General features: G+C 69.8%; 17 protein-coding genes. 10 read left to right on the top strand and 7 right to left on the bottom strand.

Annotated features, from left to right (window positions below; genetic code table 11):
* Nucleotides 1-70: 70 nt before the first annotated feature.
* Nucleotides 71-2839 (top strand): glycoside hydrolase family 3 C-terminal domain-containing protein, encoded by a 2769-nt coding sequence (locus ACXJJ3_RS38965; protein ID WP_458166999.1) that lies wholly within the window; start codon nucleotides 71-73, stop codon nucleotides 2837-2839.
* Here ACXJJ3_RS38965 and yicI read toward each other — a convergent pair.
* Nucleotides 2791-4833 (bottom strand): alpha-xylosidase, encoded by a 2043-nt coding sequence (gene yicI / locus ACXJJ3_RS38960; protein ID WP_458166998.1) that lies wholly within the window; start codon nucleotides 4831-4833, stop codon nucleotides 2791-2793. The genes ACXJJ3_RS38965 and yicI overlap by 49 nt on opposite strands.
* Before the next feature lie 121 nt (nucleotides 4834-4954).
* On the opposite strand from yicI, the gene ACXJJ3_RS38955 reads away from it, so the two are divergent.
* The 4 genes from ACXJJ3_RS38955 (at nucleotide 4955) to ACXJJ3_RS38940 (ending at nucleotide 8147) form a co-directional block, all read left to right on the top strand.
* A complete protein-coding gene (locus ACXJJ3_RS38955; RefSeq protein WP_344187609.1) occupies nucleotides 4955-5632 on the top strand; it encodes a response regulator transcription factor in 678 nt (225 codons plus the stop codon).
* A gap of 440 nt (nucleotides 5633-6072) precedes the next feature.
* Nucleotides 6073-7080 (top strand): sensor histidine kinase, encoded by a 1008-nt coding sequence (locus ACXJJ3_RS38950; RefSeq protein ID WP_458171996.1) that lies wholly within the window; start codon nucleotides 6073-6075, stop codon nucleotides 7078-7080.
* Nucleotides 7081-7138: 58 nt separating this feature from the next.
* Nucleotides 7139-7339, top strand: a complete 201-nt coding sequence (locus ACXJJ3_RS38945) for a DUF1918 domain-containing protein (RefSeq protein ID WP_458166997.1) — start codon at nucleotides 7139-7141, stop codon at nucleotides 7337-7339.
* Nucleotides 7340-7391: 52 nt separating this feature from the next.
* On the top strand, nucleotides 7392-8147 hold the full coding sequence (locus ACXJJ3_RS38940) for an SDR family oxidoreductase (RefSeq protein ID WP_458166996.1): 756 nt from the start codon (nucleotides 7392-7394) through the stop codon (nucleotides 8145-8147).
* 1 nt (nucleotide 8148) lies between these two features.
* Here the strand turns inward: ACXJJ3_RS38940 and ACXJJ3_RS38935 are convergent, their stop codons facing one another.
* Nucleotides 8149-9249, bottom strand: coding sequence for a DNA glycosylase AlkZ-like family protein (locus tag ACXJJ3_RS38935; protein WP_458166995.1), 1101 nt, complete (start codon nucleotides 9247-9249; stop codon nucleotides 8149-8151).
* 89 nt (nucleotides 9250-9338) lie between these two features.
* On the opposite strand from ACXJJ3_RS38935, the gene ACXJJ3_RS38930 reads away from it, so the two are divergent.
* The gene (locus ACXJJ3_RS38930) at nucleotides 9339-10172 is read left to right on the top strand and encodes a hypothetical protein (protein WP_458166994.1); all 834 of its coding nucleotides are present in this window, start codon (nucleotides 9339-9341) and stop codon (nucleotides 10170-10172) included.
* Between the two features lie 124 nt (nucleotides 10173-10296).
* Nucleotides 10297-10551 carry a GlsB/YeaQ/YmgE family stress response membrane protein gene (locus tag ACXJJ3_RS38925; protein ID WP_458166993.1) on the top strand — a complete coding sequence of 85 codons (255 nt, stop codon included), beginning with the start codon at nucleotides 10297-10299 and terminating at the stop codon, nucleotides 10549-10551.
* A gap of 19 nt (nucleotides 10552-10570) precedes the next feature.
* Here the strand turns inward: ACXJJ3_RS38925 and ACXJJ3_RS38920 are convergent, their stop codons facing one another.
* The 3 genes from ACXJJ3_RS38920 to ACXJJ3_RS38910 form a co-directional block, all read right to left on the bottom strand.
* Nucleotides 10571-12940, bottom strand: a complete 2370-nt coding sequence (locus ACXJJ3_RS38920; RefSeq protein WP_458166992.1) for a glycoside hydrolase family 65 protein — start codon at nucleotides 12938-12940, stop codon at nucleotides 10571-10573.
* Entirely contained in the window at nucleotides 12937-13680 is a 744-nt protein-coding gene (locus ACXJJ3_RS38915) for a beta-phosphoglucomutase family hydrolase (RefSeq protein WP_458166991.1), read from the bottom strand. Before ACXJJ3_RS38915 ends, ACXJJ3_RS38920 begins: the two co-directional genes overlap by 4 nt.
* A 212-nt stretch (nucleotides 13681-13892) precedes the next feature.
* Nucleotides 13893-14876, bottom strand: a complete 984-nt coding sequence (locus ACXJJ3_RS38910) for an acetylxylan esterase (RefSeq protein ID WP_458166990.1) — start codon at nucleotides 14874-14876, stop codon at nucleotides 13893-13895.
* A gap of 84 nt (nucleotides 14877-14960) precedes the next feature.
* Here ACXJJ3_RS38910 and ACXJJ3_RS38905 point away from each other — a divergent pair, with 84 nt between their 5' ends.
* The gene (locus ACXJJ3_RS38905) at nucleotides 14961-16487 is read left to right on the top strand and encodes a sulfatase family protein (protein ID WP_458166989.1); all 1527 of its coding nucleotides are present in this window, start codon (nucleotides 14961-14963) and stop codon (nucleotides 16485-16487) included.
* Nucleotides 16484-17440, top strand: coding sequence for an aminoglycoside phosphotransferase family protein (locus ACXJJ3_RS38900; protein ID WP_458166988.1), 957 nt, complete (start codon nucleotides 16484-16486; stop codon nucleotides 17438-17440). The genes ACXJJ3_RS38905 and ACXJJ3_RS38900 overlap by 4 nt, the downstream gene beginning before the upstream one ends.
* A 150-nt stretch (nucleotides 17441-17590) precedes the next feature.
* On the opposite strand, the gene ACXJJ3_RS38895 is transcribed toward ACXJJ3_RS38900, so the two are convergent.
* Complete coding sequence (locus ACXJJ3_RS38895) at nucleotides 17591-18619, bottom strand: enolase C-terminal domain-like protein (protein WP_458166987.1); 1029 nt, start codon at nucleotides 18617-18619, stop codon at nucleotides 17591-17593.
* Complete coding sequence (locus ACXJJ3_RS38890; protein WP_458166986.1) at nucleotides 18616-19635, bottom strand: DUF4037 domain-containing protein; 1020 nt, start codon at nucleotides 19633-19635, stop codon at nucleotides 18616-18618. The genes ACXJJ3_RS38895 and ACXJJ3_RS38890 overlap by 4 nt, the downstream gene beginning before the upstream one ends.
* A 36-nt stretch (nucleotides 19636-19671) precedes the next feature.
* On the opposite strand from ACXJJ3_RS38890, the gene ACXJJ3_RS38885 reads away from it, so the two are divergent.
* Nucleotides 19672-20316, top strand: a complete 645-nt coding sequence (locus ACXJJ3_RS38885; protein WP_458166985.1) for an HAD family hydrolase — start codon at nucleotides 19672-19674, stop codon at nucleotides 20314-20316.
* The last annotated feature ends 56 nt before the right edge of the window (nucleotides 20317-20372 follow it).

Genomic DNA, 20372 nt, shown 5'->3' with positions numbered 1-20372 from the left:
GAAGCGCTTCGATTGTCCGGTCCGACCGGGGTGGAGAGCTTCGGCGCACAGCCCGTGGAGTCGATCGCCGATGAGCGCTCCAGCCCCGCAGCACCCGTTCCGCGACCCGTCGCGGTCGCTCGACGACCGGATCGGCGACCTGCTCGCCCGGCTCACCCCGGACGAGAAGATCGCGATGCTGCACCAGTACCAGCCACCCGTCGCCCGGCTCGGAGTGGACGCCTTCCGTACCGGCACCGAGGCGCTGCACGGCGTCGCCTGGCACGGTCCCGCGACGGTGTTCCCGCAGGCGATCGGCCTGGCCACCAGCTGGAGCCCGGAGCTCGTCCGGGCGGTCGGCTCCGCCGTCGGCGACGAGGTCCGGGTCTTCCACCGCAAGGACCCGGCCTGCGTCGGCCTGAACGTTTGGGCGCCGGTCGTGAACCCGCTGCGCGACCCGCGGTGGGGCCGCAACGAAGAGGGGTACGCCGAGGATCCCTGGCTGACCGGCGTGATCGCGACCGCGTACGGACGGGGCCTGGCCGGCGACGACCCGGCGTACCTGAAGACCGCGCCGACCCTGAAGCACTTCCTTGCCTACAACAACGAGACCGACCGCTGTACGACGTCGAGCAACCTGCCGCCCCGGGTCCTGCACGACTACGAGCTGCCCGCCTTCCGCGCCCCGCTCGAGGCGGGCGCCGCGGTCGCGGTGATGCCGTCGTACAACCTGGTGAACGGCCGCCCCGCCCACGTGACCCCGCTGATCAACGACGTCCTGCGGACGTGGACACCCGACGCGGTACTGGTCGTCAGCGACGCCTACGCGCCAGGCAACCTCTTCGGCCTCCAGCAGTACCTCCCCGACGGACCAGCCGCGTACGCCGCCGCGCTCAAGGCCGGGGTGGACAGCTTCACCCAGGACGGCGCCGACACCGGCCCCACCGTCGACCGGCTGACCGCCGCCCTGGACCGCGGGCTGATCACGATGGCCGACGTCGACACCGCCGTACGGCGAGCTCTCGCGATCCGCTTCCGCCTCGGCGAGTTCGACGACTCCGACCCGTACCGAGACCTCGGCCCCGACCTCGTGAACTGCCCCGCCCACCGGCGCCTTGCCCAGGACGCGGCCCGTCAGTCGACGGTCCTGCTGAAGCACGACGGTCAACTCCTCCCCCTCACCCCGTTCACCCGCGTCGCCGTCGTCGGTCCGCTCGCGGGCACCCTCTCCGAGGACTGGTACGCCGGCACGCTGCCGTACCAGGTCACCGCCAGGGACGGCATCGCCGAACGCCTGGAGCACCTCGAGTACTGCGAAGGCGTCGACCGCATCACGCTGCGAGTCACGGGCACGTCGACGTACCTGGAGGTCGACGCGGACGCCGTACTGCGGACCAGTACGACCGCGGGTGAGTTCGACCTGTTCGACTGGGGCGGGGATGCGACGGCGCTGCGGTCTGTGCGGAACGGACGGCACCTGAGCGTCACCGACGACGGCGAGCTCGTCGCCGATCAGCCCGGCCCCAACGGCTGGGAGGTGAAGCAGACCTTCGGCCTGGTCCGCACGGCCGCCGGCCTGCTGATCCGCCACCTGCACACCGGCCGGTACCTCGAGGTCGGACCCGACGGCACCGTCGGGCTCGGCGCCGACGGGACCGCCTTCGGGCTGGACGTGGTCGTCGACGGCGCCGCGGCGGCCGCCGGGCTCGCGGCCCGGGCCGAGGTCGCAATCGTTGTCGTGGGCAACCACCCGCTGGTGAACGGCCGGGAGACCGAGGACCGCGACAGCCTGGACCTCCCGGCCGCCCAGGACCGGCTGATCCGGACGGTGCACGCGGCGAACCCGCGGACCGTGCTGGTACTGAGCAGCAGCTACCCGTTCGCGATCGGCTGGGCGCAGGAGCACCTGCCCGCGATCCTGTGGTCCGCGCACGGCGGGCAGGAGTACGGTCACGCACTGGCCGACGTCCTGCTCGGCGACCACGACCCGTCCGGCCGCCTCACGCAGACCTGGTACCACTCGGCCTCGGACCTCCCCGGCCTCTTCGACTACGACATCGTCTCCACCGACGCGACGTACCTGTACTTCCGCGGCACCCCTCTCTACCCGTTCGGCCACGGCCTCAGCTACACCACCTTCGAGTACGGCGATCTGCGGCTGAGCGAACCGTCGGACGCCGAGGTCCAGGTCACGTTCACGGTCACCAACACCGGCGACCGTCCGGGCACCGAGCTCGCCCAGCTCTACACCCACCAGCAACGCTCCCGGGTCAAGCAACCGCTCCGCCAACTCCGCGGCTTCCACCGAGTCTGGCTACAGCCCGGCGAAACCGCCGAGGTCACCCTGCCCCTCACCCTCGCCGACCTCGCTTTCTGGGACGTCACCCGCAACCGCCCCTGCGTCGAGAGCGCCCGCCACACGATCATGGTCGGCCGCTCCAGCACCGACCTCCGCCTCACCACGACACTGGATGTGCGCGGCGAAGGCATCCCACCGCGCACCCTCGCCAAGTTGCCCGCCGCAGCCTTCGACGACTGCTGCGCGATCACCCTGACCGCGGCACCGGACGAGTCCGGCGACGCCGTCATTTCCCTGGAACCTCAGGCCTGGCTGGCGTTCGACGACGTACTCGTGCCTACCACTACCTTCCACGCCCGAGCAGCCAACTCCACCGGCCGCCCCGCCGTCATCGAACTCCGCCTCGACGACCCGCGCCACGGCGAGCTCCTCGGCACCCTGGAGATCCCACCCACTGACACGCTGGTCCCAATCCCCGTCTCCGTCACCGAACGCCCCGGGACCCACACCCTCTATGCGGTGTTCTCCACCCCGGACGTCGTCCTGGAAAGCTTCAGCTGACCACGGGCGAAGAGCGGGAGGGTGTCGAAGGGGTGGGTTTGGTGCAGCCAGGTGGGGCCGGTGTGGGATTCGCCGGTGAGGAGGGAGGTCCAGCGGCCGGCCGGTAGGTAGAACGAGACGTTGCCGTCGGCACTCATCACGGGGGCTACGAGGAGGTCGGGGCCGAGCATGTACTGGCGGTCCAGGTACGCGGCGGCCGGGTCGTCGGGGAATTCCAGGATCATCGGGCGCATCATCGGGATGCCGTCGGTGTGGGCCTCTTCGGCGGCTGCCGTCAGGTACGGCATCAGCGACAGCTTGAGCTTGGTGAACGTGCGGAGGACGTCGACCGCCTCGTCGTCGAAGGCCCACGGGACGCGGTACGACGAGGAGCCGTGCAGGCGGGAGTGCGACGAGAGCAGGCCGAAGGCGACCCAGCGCTTGAAGACCGCCGGGTCGGGGGTGCCTTCGAAGCCGCCGATGTCGTGACTCCAGTAGCCGAAGCCGGACGCCGCGAGGGACAGGCCGCCGCGGAGGGATTCGGCCATCGCCTCGAACGTCGACTCGCAGTCGCCGCCCCAGTGCACCGGGTACTGCTGGCCGCCGACGGTCGCGGAGCGCGCGAACAGGACGGCCTCGCCGGCGCCGCGGTTCTGTTCGAGGAGATCGAAGACGGCCGCGTTGTAGAGGTGCGCATAGTAGTTGTGCATCCGCTGCGGGTCCGAGCCGTCGTACCAGGCGACGTCCTCGGTCGGGATGCGTTCGCCGAAGTCGGTCTTGAAGCAGTCGACGCCGATGTCGAGCAGCGCCTGCAGCTTCGACCGGTACCACTCGGTCGCGTCCGGGTTGGTGAAGTCGACGATCGCCATCCCGGCCTGCCACAGGTCCCACTGCCAGACGGAGCCGTCGGGGCGCTTCAGCAGGTACCCGAGCCGGCGGCCCTCTTCGAACAGCACCGAGCGCTGCGCGATGTACGGGTTGATCCAGACGCTGATCCGCAACCCGCGGTCCTTCAGCCGGCGCAGCATGCCCGCGGGGTCCGGGAACGCCACCGGGTCCCAGAGGAAGTCGCACCAGTGGAACTGGCGCATCCAGAAGCAGTCGAAGTGGAAGACGCTCAGCGGCAGGTCACGCTCGGCCATCCCGTCGACGAACGACGTGATCGTCTCCTCGGTGTAGTCCGTGGTGAACGAGGTCGACAGCCACAGTCCCATCGACCATTCCGGGACGCGGGCCGGGCGGCCGGTGAGGGCGGTGTAGCGGCGCAGGACGTCCTTCGGCGCCGGGCCCGCGAACACGTAGTACTGCAGTTCTTCGCCCTCGACGCTGAACTGGTTGCGGGACGTGACCTCCGAGCCGACCTCGAACGACACCATCGTAGGATTGTCGACAAGCACGCCGTACCCCTTGCTGCTCAGGTAGAACGGCACGTTCTTGTACGCCTGCTCGCTCGACGTCCCGCCGTCCGCGTTCCAGCTGTCGACGACCTGGCCGTTCTTCACGAGCGGCCCGAACCGCTCGCCGAGGCCGTAGACCGTCTCGCCGACGCCGAGTGCGAGCTGCTCGTGCACGTACCGCCGGCCGTCCGGGCCGGTGACCAGGCCGACGCTCCGCTCCCCCGAGTTCGTCAGCGCCCGGCCGTCCTGCTCGAAGCGGACGTCCCATGCCCCGTCGAGCCCGACGACGACGCTCAGCTCGCCGGCGGTGAGCCGCGCCTCGGCGGCACCGACCTCGACCTTCACCGGATGCCCGTCGTCGGTGTTCAGCCGGTACGCCGGTCGCGCGGGCACCCCACCGAGGTGGTGCGCGATCCGGACCCCGATCACGCCGCGGGCCGGGGAGCTGAACGTAATCGTGAACAGCGGCTGGTTGAGCGTGTCGCCGCGCCGCTCGATCTTTTTCGCGGGGGCGTACACGGTCAACGAGCGGTCCCCCGCCTCGACGCTCTCGACCGCCGCCGGGCGGAGCCGGCTGAACCCCGGCCGTAGCTGCCAGTACCCGTCGCTGAACTTCATGGTGACCGGCCTCCAGAAAGGGTTGTCGAAGCGCTTCGACAACGCTAGGCGGGGGCACCACCGGCGTCAATCGGGAACCCCTCTCAGCGGACTCTCAGTGCCCGGCGGTGACACTGTCTGAATGCGAGTGCTGATGGTCGAGGACGAACTGCGGCTGGCCGACACGGTCCACCGCGGGCTGACCGACGCCGGGTTCGTGGTCGAGTTGGTGCACGACGGCGAGAACGCGGTCTGGGCGGCCACCGAGCACAGCTACGACGTGATCGTGCTGGACATCATGCTGCCGAAGCTGAACGGGTACCGCGTACTGGAGCTGCTCCGGGCCCGCGGGATCTGGACGCCGGTGCTGATGCTGACCGCGAAGGACGGCGAGTACGACCAGACCGACGCGTTCGACCTGGGTGCCGACGACTACCTGACCAAGCCGTTCAGTTTCCTGGTCCTGGTCGCCCGGCTGCGCGCGCTGATCCGGCGCGGCGGCCCCGAGCGTCCCGTCGTCCTCACCGCCGGCGACCTGTCGCTGGACGTCGCCCGCCGGCGGGTGGAGCGGAACGGGCGCGAGATCACCCTCACGCCGCGCGAGTACGGGCTGCTGGAGTTCCTGATGCGGCACCGCGGCGACACCGTCAGCAAGACCGAGATCCTGCAGAACGTCTGGGACCCGGCGTTCGACGGCGACCCGAACGTGGTCGAGGTGTACGTCCGGTACCTGCGCAAGAAGATCGACACGCCGTTCGCACGGCACGCCATCGAGACCATTCGCGGGATGGGCTACCGGATGAACCCCGAGGGCGGCTGAGAGCCACCTGAGGACCGACCTGCGAAACTGGTGGGGTGAGCACGGTAGTGCGACGTCGCGTTGACGGGTGGTACCGGACCGCCGGCGGCCTGCGGCAGGCCAGCGTACGGAGCCGGTCGACCGCTGCTGCCGTGATCGTGGTCGCGGTCGCGCTGCTGATCGGCGCCGCCGCGTTGCTGCTGCTCCTGCAGCGGGCGCTGATCACCGAGGTCTCCGACGCCGCCGAGGGCCGGGTCGCGGACGTCGCCCGGCAGGTCAGTACCGAAGGCACCAAGGGGCTCAGCGAGGACCTGGCCAACACCACCCGCGCCAGCCAGCTGATCCAGGTGCTGGATCCGAGCGGGAAGATCGTCGCTGCCTCGTCGTCACGGGTGGACAACTCGCCGCTCACCGATCTGCGCCCGCCGGCCGGTGCGCTGCTGCGGGCCGAGGTCGGCGAGATGCCGCTGATCGACGACGACCACTCGTTCCTGATCGTCGCCCAGGGCGCGGCGTACCACGGGACGACGTACACGGTGGTGGTCGCGTCGTCGGTGGAGACGCAGCGGCAGACCGTGTCGACGGTGTCGCAGTACCTGCTGATCGGGTTCCCGGTGTTGCTGCTCGTGGTCGGGGTGGCCGGGTGGCTGATGATCGGGCAGGCGCTGCGGCCGGTGGAGCGGATCCGCTCCCGGGTGCAGGGCATCGGCAGCCGGGACCTCACCGAGCGGGTTCCGGTGCCGGAGACGCGCGACGAGATCGCCCGGCTGGCGGTCACGATGAACGAGATGCTCGACCGGCTCGAGACCGGGCAGGCCACCCAGCGGGCGTTCGTCGCGGACGCCAGCCACGAACTGCGGTCCCCGCTCGCCACCCTCACCGCCGCCCTCGAGGTGATCGAGGCGGACACCACCGGCAAGGCGTGGCGTGAACTGCGGCAGGTGATGGAGACCGAGACCGACCGGATGCGGCAGCTCGTCGAGGACCTGCTGCTGCTCGCGAAGGCCGACGACCGCGGCATCCGGATGCGGCAGACCGACGTCGACCTCGACGACCTGGTCGAGGCGGAGATCAAACGGCTGCGCAGCTCCAAGCCCGAGCTGACCGTGAAGGGCGACGTCCACCCGGTCCGGGTGACCGGCGATCCGGCCCGGCTGAGCCAGGTACTGCGGAACCTCGTCGACAACGCCGCCCGCGCCGCGCACAGTACGGTCCGGCTGACCACCGCCGAGAAGGACGGCGCCGCGATCATCACCGTCGAGGACGACGGCGACGGCATCCCCGAGGAGGACCGGCAGCGCGTCTTCGAACGCTTCGTCCGCCTCGACACCAGCCGCTCCCGCGCCAGCGGCGGCTCCGGTCTCGGCCTGTCCATCGCCCGCGAGATCACCCGCGCCCACCACGGCACCATCACCCTCACCCCCGCCCCCACCGGCGGCACCACCGCCACCGTCACCCTCCCGAACTGACCACCGGGGCTGGTGCCGGGCGCCGCACGGGATCAAGCTGGAGGTGAAGGAGGTGGGTGTGGTGAAAGCCGTAGCTGGTGACCAGGTTGTCGTGGAGAGCAGTCACTTGGCAGCACACCGGCGGGAGGGACAGATCGTCGAGGTGCCCGATCCGAACGGCGCACCGCCGTACCGCGTGCACTGGGCGGACACCGACACGGACACGCTGTTCTTCCCCGGCCCGGACGCACACATCGTGCACCACGGCGAGCGGCAGTAGCAGGCCGTCAATTCAATTGCCGTCCGTCCCGCGAGCGACGATGATCGCCGGCATGCTCGAACGACCTGTCGCGCTGATCACCGGAGTCGGCCGAACGATCGGGATCGGCGCAGGCATCGCCCGTCGCCTCGCCGAGTCCGGGTGGGACCTCGCGTTCACGTACTGGACGGCGTACGACGAGCGGATGACGTGGGGCGTGCAGGACGGCGCCACGGCCGAGATCGCGGCCGAGCTGACCGGGCTCGGCGCGACCGCAGTACCGATCGAGGCGGATCTCGTGGACCCGGCCGCGCCGGAGCGGGTCTTCGCCGCCGCCGAGGGCAGGCTCGGCCCGGTGACCGCGCTGGTGATGTGTCACTGCGAGAGCGTCGACTCCAGCATCCGCGACACCACCGTCGAGAGCTTCGACCGGCACCTCGCGGTGAACGCGCGGGCGACCTGGCTGCTGATCCGCGAGTACGCCCGGCGGTACGCCGTACCGCACGGCAGCGGCCGGATCGTCGCGCTGACGAGTGACCACACCGTCCACAACCTTCCGTACGGCGCAAGCAAAGGCGCCCTGGACCGCATCACGCTCGCCGCCGCGCACGAACTGTCCGACCTCGGCCTGACCGCGAACGTGATCAACCCCGGCCCGATCGACACCGGCTGGATGTCCCCCGCTCTCCGCACCGCCTGCGCCGAAGCCACTCCCCTCGGTCGCCTCGGCACCCCCGCGGACACCGCCGACCTGGTCGACTTCCTGCTCTCCGCGCGCGGCCAATGGATCAACGGCCAACTCCTGAAGAGCAACGGCGGCTCGGCATAGGTCAGGTGTAGACCAGCTCGAGGCGGAGCCAGGTCGCGAGGTCGCGGAGTTCGCGGTGGACGGACGCTGTCAGGGTCTTCGAGAAGGGGGCGTCTTCGTGGATGGCGTCGACGCGGAAGATGCCGGATTTGCGGTCGGACGTTGCGTCGAGTTTTCCTACCAGGCGGTCGTTGTGGAGGATCGGGAGGGCGAAGTAGCCCCAGCGCCGTTTCGCGGCCGGTTTGTACATCTCGAGCTGGTAGTCGAAGTCGAAGATCTCGGTCAGTCGTTTGCGGTCGTACACCAGGCGGTCGAGTGGCGAGAGGATCGCGGTCCGGCCGGTGAACGGCTGGTCGAGCAGTTCGGGGTCGATGCGCCACTGGCCGCGGACGCCTTCGACGGTCGCGGGCACGCCTGCTTCGCCGGCGTCCAGTGGCTCGCCGGGGCAAGCGGGGCCTTTCGCGCGCAGTAGGCCCATCGATGTCAGGCGTTGCCGGTCGCGGGTCCGGACGGCCTCGGGGATCGGGACCGGTGGGTCGTCCGGGTACACGCGGGAGGCCAGGTCCCACAGTCGGTCGCGGCCGTTGCGGCCGGTGATCGCCACCTCGCCGCGCTGCATCATGAACTCGAGCATCTGGGACACGTTCCGGTTGTTGGTCCAGCCGGACGACTTCCACGGCCGCACGCAGGTGTCGGGCAGCTCGCGCATCAGCAGCGGGCCGTCCTGACGGAGTCGTTCGAGGATGTCGACGCGGCAGCCCTCGTTCGCCCGGACCCAGTCGCTGCGGTACTCCTGCCAGTCGAGCGGCTCGCCGTCCGCCGGCCACGCGGCCATCTCCGCGCGGTACAGCGCCAGCGTCTCCGGCAGCCGGACGAACCCGCGCAGCTCGAGCAGCTCCAGCGAGGCGAGCGCGTCGGCCAGCTCGGCCGGGTCGTACGACGATCCGAGCCGGCTCCACGCCACCAGGTCCGCGTTCGGAGCGACGTACGCCGTCTGGTCGAGCTGGACCGCGTTGAGGCCGCGGATCACCTCGAACAGGTCCGCCGGGCGCTCGCGGGTAAGCAGCTGCGCACGGACGGCCAGCCGCCGCGCGTCACGCTTCGACAGTTGCTGAACGGTCACGGGCCGAGCCTAAAGCCTGGTCAGGACAGTATTCTCGGAGAGACAGCCGAGCGGGTGGGGACCTGGGCTCGGGATTCAGGGGGTACTTCGTGGTGGTGCGTGGTCGGGCGATCCTGCCCTGGGTGGTACTGGTCGTCGCCGGATGCTCGGCGGCGCAGGGCTCCGACGTGCCCGCGCCCGCGTCGCCGTCGATCGTCGTACCGGTGACCTCGGCAGTCCGGAAACCCGCGACCGACTGCGCCGAGGCCACCGAGCCGTTGCCGGCCGCGTCCGAGGCGGACGGCGTCCAGCTGACCGCGAGCACCGACCCGAGCCGTACGTCGCTGCTGCTCAAGAACACCGGCAGCATGACGGTCGTCGTCCTGCCCGACGCGGACTTCAGCAGCCGTCTGATCGCAGCGCCGACGGCCATGAACCCGAAGGACGCCGCGTCCCGGTACGCGCTGCTCGCGGTGAACACCAGCGGCGCCGGCGAGCTGCCCGCTGTACCGACGTACGCGCCGAAGTCCCAGGTGGTGACGGTGCCGCCGCAGTGGGCGATCTGCGCGCTCACCGACAACCTGCAAGAGACCGCGAGCGTCCGCTACCTCCAGGACCGGACGTCGAGTGCGGAGTACTTCGTCTCGAAGGCGCTCGCGGACCAGCTGCTGCTCAAGGTCAGCGCGCAGCGCAGCCGGCAGACGCTGATCCGCTGCGCGCGCAGTACCCAGACAACGGTCAAAGCGTCCCCCGACGTGCCGGACATCGAGCTGTACGCCGAGATCCTCGGCGCGGGATCGCCCTGCCGCGGCGGGTACCAGGCGCTGCTCCACGGCGACGACCGGGCGGCCGGCCAGCTCGGCGCCGCCGTACTGAGCCGGCTGGGCAGCGTGCCGCGGCTGATCCCGAACAGCCCGCTCTACACCGTCACCGCCGGCCCCTGACGGTGCCGCCCAGGGTCGGGTCCGGGTCCGGTCAGGGCAAACTCCCCTGCCGCGGGCGAGGTCCGGCCGGGAGACTTGGGGCACATTGTCTTCTGGCCGTTCGACACCTCGGAGGATCCCAGCCATGTTCGGCTTCATCATCGCCGGTCTCATCATCGGTGCACTCGCCCGGCTGTTCACCCCCGGCAAGCAGAAGCTCGGACTGCTCGCCACGCTGCTGCTCGGCCTGGCCGGCTCGGTGATCGGCGGCACGATCGCGAGCATCCTCGGCACCGGCGGCATCTTCGAGCTGAACGTGCTCGGCTTCGTCGTCGCGGTGATCTCGTCGGTGTTGCTGGTCGGAACCGCCGAGTCGCTGGCCGCCAAGAACAAGAACTGATCGCCCGAAGCGCCGTCCGTCAGACGTCCTCGTTGACCGCCATCGCCGGCCGTGGCTCACGGCCCGGCGGCTGCGGCGGCCGGGGCAGCAGCGGGCGGCGCTTCCGCAGTGTCCGGACGACCGGCTGTGTCGCGGTCACGGTGATCTCCTCGCCCGCGTGCCTGAAGGTCATCGAGGCGTCCGCGCCGTCGTGCACGGTGTACTTGACCGCGACCGGATCGATCTCCACCTTCAGCCGTACGCCGCGCCAGCGGACCGTGAAGCTCAGCCCGCCCAGCCCGATCGGCAACGCCGGGTCGAACGACAGCATCCCGTCCTGGTCGCGCAATCCGCCGAACCCGGCCACCAGCGCGCTCCAGGCACCACCGAGCGACGCCATGTGCAGGCCGTCCTTGGTGTTGTGGTGCAGGTTCCGCATGTCGATCAGCGCGGCCTCGTACGCGTAGTCGTAGGCGAGGTCGAGGTGCCCGACCTCGGCCGCCATCACGGCCTGCACGCACGCCGACAGCGACGAGTCCCGGACCGTGAGCCGCTCGTAGTAGTCGAAGTTCCGCGCCTTCTCCTCGGCGGTGAAGGCGTCGCCGCACCAGTACGTCGCCAGCATCAGGTCGGCCTGCTTCACCACCTGCGTGCGGTACAGCTGGAAGTACGGCGCGTGCAGCAGCAGCGGGTACTTGTCCTTGTAACCCTCGAAGTCCCACACGGCGTACCCGGTGAAGCCCTCGGACTGCGGGTGGACGCCGAGCTCCTTGTCGTACGGCACGTAGACGGCCGCCGACGCGTCCCGCCAGGACGCCTCCTCCTCGGCGTCGACGCCGAGCTCCCGCGCCCGGGCCGGCAGCCGCGCGGCGATCTCGGCCGCGGACTTCAGGTTGCGGGCCGCCATCAGGTTCGTGAAAACGTTGTCGTCGGCAACGGCGCTGTACTCGTCCGGGCCGGTCACGCCGGGCAGGTGCCAGCGGCCGTCGCGGTCGTGGTGCCCGAGCGACATCCACAGCCGGGCGGTCTCGACGAGCAGCTCGAGCCCGACCTCGGTGAGGAAGTCCTCGTCGCCGGTGGCCCGCTGGTACCGCATCACCGCCTCGGCGATGTCGGCGTTGATGTGGAACGCCGCCGTCCCGGCCGGCCAGTACCCGGAGCACTCCTGGCCGCGGATCGTCCGCCACGGGAACGCCGCACCCTTGAAGCCCAGCTCCTCGGCGCGCTGCCGGGCCATCCGGAGCGTGGAATGCCGCCAGCGCAGGGCGTCGCCGGCCGCGTCCGGCATCGTGTAGGTGAGCACCGGCAGCACGAAGCCCTCGGTGTCCCAGAACGTGTGCCCGTCGTACCCGGCACCGGTCAGCCCCTTCGACGGGATCGCCCGGCGCTCGGCCCGCGCACCTGCCTGCAGGACGTGGAACAGCGCGAACCGCGCCGCCTGCTGGAGCTCGGGATGCCCTTGGACCTCGACGTCGGCGCCGTCCCAGAAGTCGTCCAGGAACTCGACCTGCTGCTTGGTCAGCCCGTCCCAGCCGGAGAACCGGGCGCTGGCGAGCGCGGCCGCGACCTGGTCCCGGATCGCGGTCTCGGACCGCAGGCTCGACCAGCCGTACGCCAGGTACTTGACCACGCGCAGGCTCTCGCCCGGCTGCAGCTGGCAGATGACGGTGGTCCGCGCCCAGTCCTCCCGGACGTCCTGGTCCATCGCGTACCGGACCGTGGTGTCGACCTCGTGCGCCATCGCGGCCGCCATCAGCTGCTGGCTGCGGGACGTGCGGTGGATCAGTACGGTCCCGTGCTCGCCGCCGTCGTGGCTGACCGGGTGCAGCGGATTGTCCAGTACGGCGGCCACCCGCGGGTCGTCGGACAGCTTCGGCTGCGTCTCGTTCGCGACCAGTTCGGACTGGATCACGAACCGCGCGGGCTGGTCGACGGGCTCCACGACGTACTCGATCGCGGCGACCGCGCGTTGCGTCAGCGACACCATCCGCCGGGTGCGGACCTTGATCCGCTTGCCGCCGGGCGAGGTCCAGTCGACGTCGCGCTCCAGGAGACCGGTGCGGAAGTCGAGCGACCGCTCGTGCTTGGTCAGGTACCCGTACCGGATGTCGAACGGCGAGTCGTCGACGAGCAGCCGGATCAGCTTGCCGTTGGTGACGTCGACGAGCGTCTGCCCGGACTCCGGGTACCCGTAGCCGGCCTCGGCGTACGGCAGCGGGCGCTGTTCGTAGAACGAGTTCAGGTAGGTGCCGGGGATCGCGTACGGCTCGCCCTCGTCGAGGTTGCCGCGCAGGCCGATGTGCCCGTTCGAGAGCGCGAACAGCGATTCGGACTGGGCCAGCTTGTCCATCGCCAGCCGGGTCTCCCGGAGCCGCCAGGGCTCGACCGGGTGGTGACCGCGATCGATCATTTCTCCTCCAGCAACTCGGCGAGGTCCTGGACGACGACGTCCGCGCCGTGCGACGTCAGGTCCGCGGCCTGCCCGACCCGGTCGACGCCGACCACCTGGCCGAAGTTGCCGGCGCGGCCGGCCGCCACACCCGCGAGCGCGTCCTCGAAGACGGCGGCCGCGGACGGCGCGACGCCGAACCGCTCGGCCGCCGCGAGGAACGTGTCCGGCGCCGGCTTGCCCTTGAGACCTTCGGTGCGGATCGTGATGCCGTCGACGATCTCCTCGACGTACTGCGCCAGACCGGTGACGTCGAGAACCTCACGGGTGTTCGCGCTGGACGACACCACCGCCCGCCGCAGCCCCGCGTCGACGGCGGCCTGGAGGTACCGCCGGGAGCCTTCGAAGACGTGCACGCCCTCGGTCCGGATCCGCCGCTGGACGGCCTCGTTCTTCCGGTTCCCGAGGCCGTTCACGGTCATCGCCGACGGCGGGTCGTCCGGGGTCCCGTCCGGCAGCGTGATCCGCCGCGCGGCCAGGAAGTCCCGGACGCCGCTGGCCCGCGGCTTGCCGTCCACGTACGCGTCGTACTCCGCGCGGGCGTCGAACGGCACGAACGCGATGCCGTGCTGCGCCGAATAGTCGCGGAGGAACTCGTCGAACATCTCTTTCCACGCCGCAGCGTGGACGGCAGCCGTGTCGGTGAGGACGCCGTCCAGGTCGAACAAGCAGGCCTGGATTCCCGTGGGTAGTCCGAGCATGCCGACCACACTAGTGGGTCGGAGGTGCTGCGGATTGAACGATAGCGGTGTCCAGGTGCGTGCATCGGGGTGCTTGGTCAGTGGCCTCGATGCGGAGCATCGTGGGCGCTGGGCAAGTGCCGCGAGGTGCGTGCCTGGGCGCCGCTAGCGTCAATCTGCAGCACCTCCGACCCACCTGGGGTCGGGCGGTCGGGTCGGTGAACGGCAGGCGGTCAGCCGAAGATCTGTGCGAACCAGTCGAGTTGCGCGAGCTGCTGGTACGTCTGGCCGCCCTCGTGCTCGTTGTACTGGTACACCTCGATCTGCTTCTGCTCGTTCCCGTAGTGGTTGAACGCGGCGAACACCGTCGACGGCGGGCAGGTCGCGTCCATCAGCGCGACCGAGAACAGCGCGGGCGCCGTCGCGAGCCGGCCGAGGTTCACGCCGTCGAAGTAGCTCAGCGTGTTGTGCACCGCGTCGACGTCCTGCCGGAAACCCTTCAGGTACCGGGTGATCTCGCCGTACGGGTCCTTGTCGGTGATCTTCAGCGCGCGCTGGAAGTGACACAGGAACGGTACGTCGGGGGCGCAGCCGACCAGGTCGATCCCGGCCAGCGGAGCCAGGCCGGCCGCCGCGATCGAGATGCCGCCGCCCTGGCTGCCGCCGCTGACGATCACCTTGGCCGGGTCGACGAACGGCGACGTCAGCGCGGCCTCGAGCGCCCGGACCGCGTCGATGTACACCCGGCGGTAGTAGTAGGTCTCCGGGTCGGTGATGCCCAGCGTCATGAAGCCCGGCGTGTGGTTGATGCCGGCGTACGGCGTGTCGTCCGGGGTGCTGTCGAAGCCGCCCTGGCTGTAGCCCTGGCCGCGGGTGTCCATCACGAAGTGCGCGTACCCGGCCTGCGCCCACAGGGTGGTCGAGTGCGGCAGCCCGCGGCCGCCGCTGTAGCCGTGGTACTGCACGACCGTCGGCAGCGGACCCTCGGCGCCGGCCGGCACGTGCAGCCAACCCTTCACCGGAGTACCGCCGAAACCGGCGTACGTGACGTCGTAGGTGTCGACGACCGCGAGCTTGTTGTCGATCGCGGTGAACGTGGCGGACAGGTCGTCGGTGCGCGCCTTCTCGATCGAGCGGCGCCAGAAGTCGACCAGGTCGGCGGGAGCGGCCACCTCGGGCCGGTACTCGCGGAGCTTGTCGAGGGAAAGATCGAACATGGCCATGAGCGGTAAACCTACGCCAGCAGGGATCCGCAGGAAAGCGGTGTCCAGATTCGGTACCGGGTGAACTATCGTGCAGAGATGCCGACTCCGAACATCGTCTTCGTGATGTCCGACGACCACGCGGCGCACGCCATCTCGGCGTACTGTGGCAGCACGAGGAGCAAGGTCAACAGCACGCCGTACCTGGACCGGCTGGCCCAGGAAGGCGTGCGGATGGACGCCACGTACTGCACGAACTCGATCTGCTCGCCGTCGCGGGCCTCGATCCTGACCGGCACGTACAGCCACGTGAACGGGGTCGCGTCGATCTGGACCGAGATCGACTACCGGGTGCCGACGATCGCGGAGGTGCTGCAGGACGCCGGGTACCAGACCGCGCTGTTCGGCAAGTGGCACCTGGGCGAGCAGCCGGAGTCCGCGCCGCGGAACTTCGACGCCTGGCGGGTCTTCCCCGGGCAGGGCGACTACGTCGACCCGCTGATGATCGGGCCGGACGGCGCCGAGACCGTACCCGGGTACGCGACCGACATCGTCACGGACCAGAGCATCGACTGGATCCGGCAGCGGGACGCGGAGCGCCCGTTCCTGCTGCTGGTGCACCACAAGGCACCGCACCGGCCGTGGGTGCCGGACGAGAAGCACAAGCACCTCTACCCGGTCGGCTCGATCCCGGAGCCGAGCACGCTGTTCGACGACCACAGCACTCGCAGCCAGGCGGTCCGCGGCGTCCATATGTCCGTGGCCGACGACCTGGCAGCGGAGGAGCTCAACGAGACGCTCCCGGAGGAGCTGCGCGGCCCGGAGAACCGGGAGGCGCGGATGCGGTGGAAGTACCAGCGCTACCTGCGGGACTACCTGCAGTGCGTGCAGTCGATCGACGACAACGTCGGCCGGCTGCTCGACGTACTGGACGAGGAGGGTCTGGCGGAGAACACGGTCGTGGTCTACACGTCCGACCAGGGATTCTTCCTCGGGGACCACGGGTGGTTCGACAAGCGGCTGATGTTCGACGAGTCGCTGCAGATGCCGATGATGATCCGCTGGCCGTCGGTGATTCCCGCGGGCAGCACCTGCGACGACATGGTGACCAACGTGGACTTCGCGGCGACCTTCTTGGACATGGTCGGGCTTGACGCAGCTTCCGCACTCCCAACGTCGCAGGGCCGGAGCTTCCTGCCGCAATTGCGCGGCGAGGAGGTCCCGGATTGGCCGGACGCGGTCTATTACCGGTACTGGGAGCACGACGACCCCATCCACCACGCCCCGGCGCACTACGGCGTACGGACGAAGGACTACAAGCTCATCCACTACTACGGCGCCGGTCTCGGCGTACCGGGGTCGTCGGACCGCCTGTTCGAGTCCGAGTGGGAGCTGTACGACCTCCAGAAGGACCCGGCCGAGCTGGTGAACGTAGCGGACGACCCTGCGTACGCCGAGGCGCGTAAGGCGCTCACCACCCGGCTGGCCGAGCTACAGGACCACTACGCAGACCTCCCGTACGAGGGCCCGTCAACGCCGGAGCCCTCGTGGTCCTACGCCGACCAGAAGGCGCTGAGCCAGGTAGCGAAGTACCTCGAGAACCTGCCCGAGCGCGGGCAAGCGTGAGCCTCACCGCCGCGAGCGTCAGCGCCGCGTTGGGTACGCCGGTACGTGGTGTGGACGTGGTGCAGACCTTCGCAGCCTCGGCTGCTGAGGTCGCCCGCGTCCTGGTGCGTACGGGCAGCTCTGACCGCACGGTGATCGCCAAGCTCGCTACCGGAGACGGGCTGGCCGCAGCGCGCCGGGAGGTGCACTTCTTCGAGCAACTCGCGCCGGGCTGGCCGCATCCTGCTCCGCAGTACCTGGGTTGCTACGACACCGGGGACGCGGTGCTGCTGCTCACCGAGGACCTGGAGCAGACCGGGTACCGCGTGGTGGGTACGGCGGTATCAAACGAGCAGCTCTACGGAGCGATCGACGTACTCGCCGGTGTGCATGCGCACTTCTGGAACTGGTCGGAGACGCCTGCGTTCGAGCCCTCGGTGACTAGCTCCGCGCAGGCCTGGCCGCCGGAAGCGATTACGCGCCACGCCGCGGCCGTGCGCAGAGCGGCCGACGAGTTCTTCGCCGGGACGACCGAGCTGACGCGGTCGGAGCGCGCGGTTCTCGACGATGTACTCGCCGCCTGGGGACCCCGGTTCCAGGACCGCGTGGCCGGGCGTCAGCACCTCACGCTGATCCACGGCGACTTCCACTTCCTCGGCAACGTCTTCTTCGGCGCCGGGAACCCACGGCCCAAGGTCATCGACTGGTCCGAGCTGAAGCCCGGCCTGGCGGCGCACGACCTCGCCTACTCGCTCAGTGCCCTCCCGTCCCGGCAGCGTGACGCGACAGACCTGCTGCGGCACTACTGGAAGGCCCTGGACGTGCCGGACTACAGCTGGGAGCTGTGCAGCTGGGACTTCCGGTTCTCGGTGTTCAGCAACCTGTTCCAGTCCGTGTTCCAGCAGAGCGTGAAGTGGTACCGGGCTTCGCTGACGGCGCTGGACGCGCTGGACAGTCGTTCTAGTGTCCCGTAAGCGATGTGGCTTGAACGATAGCGGTGTCCAGGTGCGTGCATCGGGGTGCTTGGTCAGTGGCCTCGATGCGGAGCATCGTGGGCGCTGGGCAAGTGCCGCGAGGTGCGTGCCTGGGCGCCGATAGCGTCAAGCCACATCGCTTACGGGACACTAACCTAATCTGAGGCCGAAGCCGGGCTCCTCGGACAGCAGGACGTACCCCTCGTCGAGCGTGTAGGCGTTGTGGCCGGGGACGCCTTCGATGATCGGGGTGTTGCCGAGGCCGGCCGAGAGGTGTGCCGCGTACAGGGTCTTCAACGGGAGGCCCCAGGCGTGCGGGGACGCTTCGGACTTCAGGAGCGGCATGGTGTGGCGCCAGGCGGTCAGGCCGTGGCCGATGACGTCCATGAGCGCCACGTCGACGAGTCCTTCGGCGGCCAGGTCGAGGATGTGCGGGACGTTGGGGTCGTACTCGCCGTCGGCCACGCGGGTCGAGCCTGCCTGGAGGCGTTCGTGCAGGGCCTGCAGGTCGGGGCGGCGTTCGGGGAACGGCTCCTCGATCCAGTACAGGTTGCAGTCGGCGACGGCATCGACGTACTCGAAGAGGCCGTTGAGCGTGAAGCCGTCGTTGCCGTCGACCAGGATCGCGGCGTCCGGGTACAGCTCGCGGGTCAGCCGGGTGACCTCGATGTCGCGCTGCAGGCCGGCGTGCGGGTCCATCCAGCGGTGGCCGCGGCCGATCTTCAGCTTGAAGTCGCGGAACCCGAACGCGTGGTCCTGGACCAGGTTCGCGCGGATCGCGTCCAGCCCGCCGTCCAGGTCGTCGAAGTAGATGCCGCCGCTGTAGCAGCGCACCCGCGGCGAGCCGGCGCCGCCGAGCATCGCGTACACCGGGACGTCGAGGATCCGCGCCGCCAGGTCGTGCAGCGGGTAGTCGAGGAACTCCGCCGCCGGGTCGATCACGCCGCGCTCCGGGTCGATCAGGTCCGCGAGCGGCCGTCCGATCAACGACACGGGATCGCCGTCCGACAAGGGCAGCCCCCAGCCGGTCGCGCCGCGGTCCGTCTCCACGACGTACGCCGTGACGCTTCCGCCGCTGCCGTGGCTGCCGAGGAACGAGTTCCGGCCGATGGTGCGCAGGTACTCGTACCCGAGCTGCACGGTCGTCACCGAGCTGATCGTGTGCTTCGACAAGGTCATCGGTAAACCTCCACGAGTCGACGGTATGCGGTCCGCCGGCTCAGGACGTCCGTGTTGTCCACGAACTGGTCAACCGACCCGATCCGCCCGAGCGCCGTCAGCCGCGGATCCGTCACCGTCGCCAGGCACGCGTCGGCGAACCGGCCCGCGTCGAGGATCTGCGCCGGCCGGTCGAAGAACCCCCGCGGCGTCGGGTCGAGCGCATCGGTGATGCCGAGGTCGTTGTGCCGCCGCGCGACCAGCCCGTACGCCGTGACCAGGGCCTTCTCCCGATCCGGGAAGTTGCCCGCGGCAACCGCTTCCGCGAGCGCGGCGTCCAGCCCGTCCGGATGCCCGAGCCGGGCGAACGCCGTACCGAGCCACTTGGTGTACGGCGCGTACTCCCGCGTCTGCAGCAGCGCCAGCCGCATCACGTCGCGGACGAGCCTGGCCGCGACGACCCGCGACCCGAGTTCGTCGCCGACCTCGTGGGTCCGCTGGACGAACGTCTCCTCCTGGGAGATCCGGGTCCACTGACACGCGAGCTGCCAGCGCCAGACCTCATCCGGATACCACCCCAACGCTGCACGAACCGGCGCGAGCCGGCCGTCGTCGGCGTACACACGTCCTTTCACGACTCCGAGGAACATCTGCTGCGGTGTGACCAGCCAGTCCTCCAGTCCGATGCCTTGCGACGCGTCGAAGCCGAGATGTCCCGTCAGCCAGTCCCCCAGCGTCGCCACGGTCACCCGATGCTCGACCGCGTGCACCGACGACCCGAAGCACACCGGGTAGCCGCCGTACTCATCGGGCAATGCTGCTTCGATGCGTTCCCGTACGGGGTCTACATCGCCCTGGTCGACCAGGACGATGGCACGCGGTCCCCAGTCGTGGTCAGTGGAGCGTGTGGTGTCGTAGCCGAGCACATCGGAGCCCCAGCCCAGCAGCCCGGCCGCATGGCGCGTCGTCCCGAGCGCCGGCGCGATCACGTCGGTGTAGAAGCCGGCCGACAGCTCTTGCGCAGTGACGAAGGGCATGGGGGACATCCTGTCATCCGGCTTAAGCTGGCGCTCGTGATTTCGCATGTGGTGTGGGACTGGAACGGCACGCTCCTCAACGACAACCACGCGGTACTCGCGGCGGTCAACGAGGTGTGTACCGGGTTCGGGCGGTCCGAGCTGAGCTGGGGCGAGTGGCAGGCCGCGTACGCGCGCCCAATGCGGCTCTCGTACGAGCAGGTCCTGCAGCGCGCCCTCGACGAGGAAGAGTGGGCGCAGGTCGACAAGCTCTACCACGACCGGTACGACGCGCTCCTGCACACGTGTGAACTCGCGACCGGCGCACACGACGTACTGCGAGCGTGCACGACCAGCGGGCGGACTCAGTCGTTGCTGTCGATGTGGTTCCACTCACGGCTCACACCGACCGTGGAGCAGTACGGGCTCACGCAGTACTTCACCCGGGTCGACGGGCTGCCCGGTGAGATCGGTGGTGGCTCCAAGGCGGACAGCCTCGCCCGGCACCTCCAGGAGCAGCAGTTGGACCCGGCAGCCGTCGTACTGATCGGTGATGTCGTGGACGACGCCAATGCGGCGCAGGCAGCCGGTACGCAGTGTGTTCTGGTGACTACGGGGGCAATGACTCGGGAGGCGTTGCTGACGACCGGTGCGCCGGTAACCGGGTCCATCACGGAGGCCCTGGCGCTGCTGGACACGTGAGTCGGCCCGTGGTTCTCCCTGGCTGAGGCAGCGGCGCGTGGGGCCGAGCTGCGGGT

This window comes from Kribbella sp. WER1 (assembly GCF_054189145.1).
The sequence above is the reverse complement of the archived record's forward strand: the minus strand, read 5'-3'. Positions and strand labels throughout refer to the sequence as shown.

What these genes read in the sequence shown, in the direction of transcription:
- ACXJJ3_RS38965 (WP_458166999.1), top strand. Translation starts at nt 71, where the DNA reads ATGAGCGCTCCAGCCCCGCAGCACCCGTTCCGCGACCCGTCGCGGTCG.
- yicI (WP_458166998.1), bottom strand. Translation starts at nt 4,833, where the DNA reads ATGAAGTTCAGCGACGGGTACTGGCAGCTACGGCCGGGGTTCAGCCGG.
- ACXJJ3_RS38955 (WP_344187609.1), top strand. Translation starts at nt 4,955, where the DNA reads ATGCGAGTGCTGATGGTCGAGGACGAACTGCGGCTGGCCGACACGGTC.
- ACXJJ3_RS38950 (WP_458171996.1), top strand. Translation starts at nt 6,073, where the DNA reads ATGCCGCTGATCGACGACGACCACTCGTTCCTGATCGTCGCCCAGGGC.
- ACXJJ3_RS38940 (WP_458166996.1), top strand. Translation starts at nt 7,392, where the DNA reads ATGCTCGAACGACCTGTCGCGCTGATCACCGGAGTCGGCCGAACGATC.
- ACXJJ3_RS38925 (WP_458166993.1), top strand. Translation starts at nt 10,297, where the DNA reads ATGTTCGGCTTCATCATCGCCGGTCTCATCATCGGTGCACTCGCCCGG.
- ACXJJ3_RS38920 (WP_458166992.1), bottom strand. Translation starts at nt 12,940, where the DNA reads ATGATCGATCGCGGTCACCACCCGGTCGAGCCCTGGCGGCTCCGGGAG.
- ACXJJ3_RS38915 (WP_458166991.1), bottom strand. Translation starts at nt 13,680, where the DNA reads ATGCTCGGACTACCCACGGGAATCCAGGCCTGCTTGTTCGACCTGGAC.
- ACXJJ3_RS38910 (WP_458166990.1), bottom strand. Translation starts at nt 14,876, where the DNA reads ATGTTCGATCTTTCCCTCGACAAGCTCCGCGAGTACCGGCCCGAGGTG.
- ACXJJ3_RS38905 (WP_458166989.1), top strand. Translation starts at nt 14,961, where the DNA reads ATGCCGACTCCGAACATCGTCTTCGTGATGTCCGACGACCACGCGGCG.
- ACXJJ3_RS38895 (WP_458166987.1), bottom strand. Translation starts at nt 18,619, where the DNA reads ATGACCTTGTCGAAGCACACGATCAGCTCGGTGACGACCGTGCAGCTC.
- ACXJJ3_RS38890 (WP_458166986.1), bottom strand. Translation starts at nt 19,635, where the DNA reads ATGCCCTTCGTCACTGCGCAAGAGCTGTCGGCCGGCTTCTACACCGAC.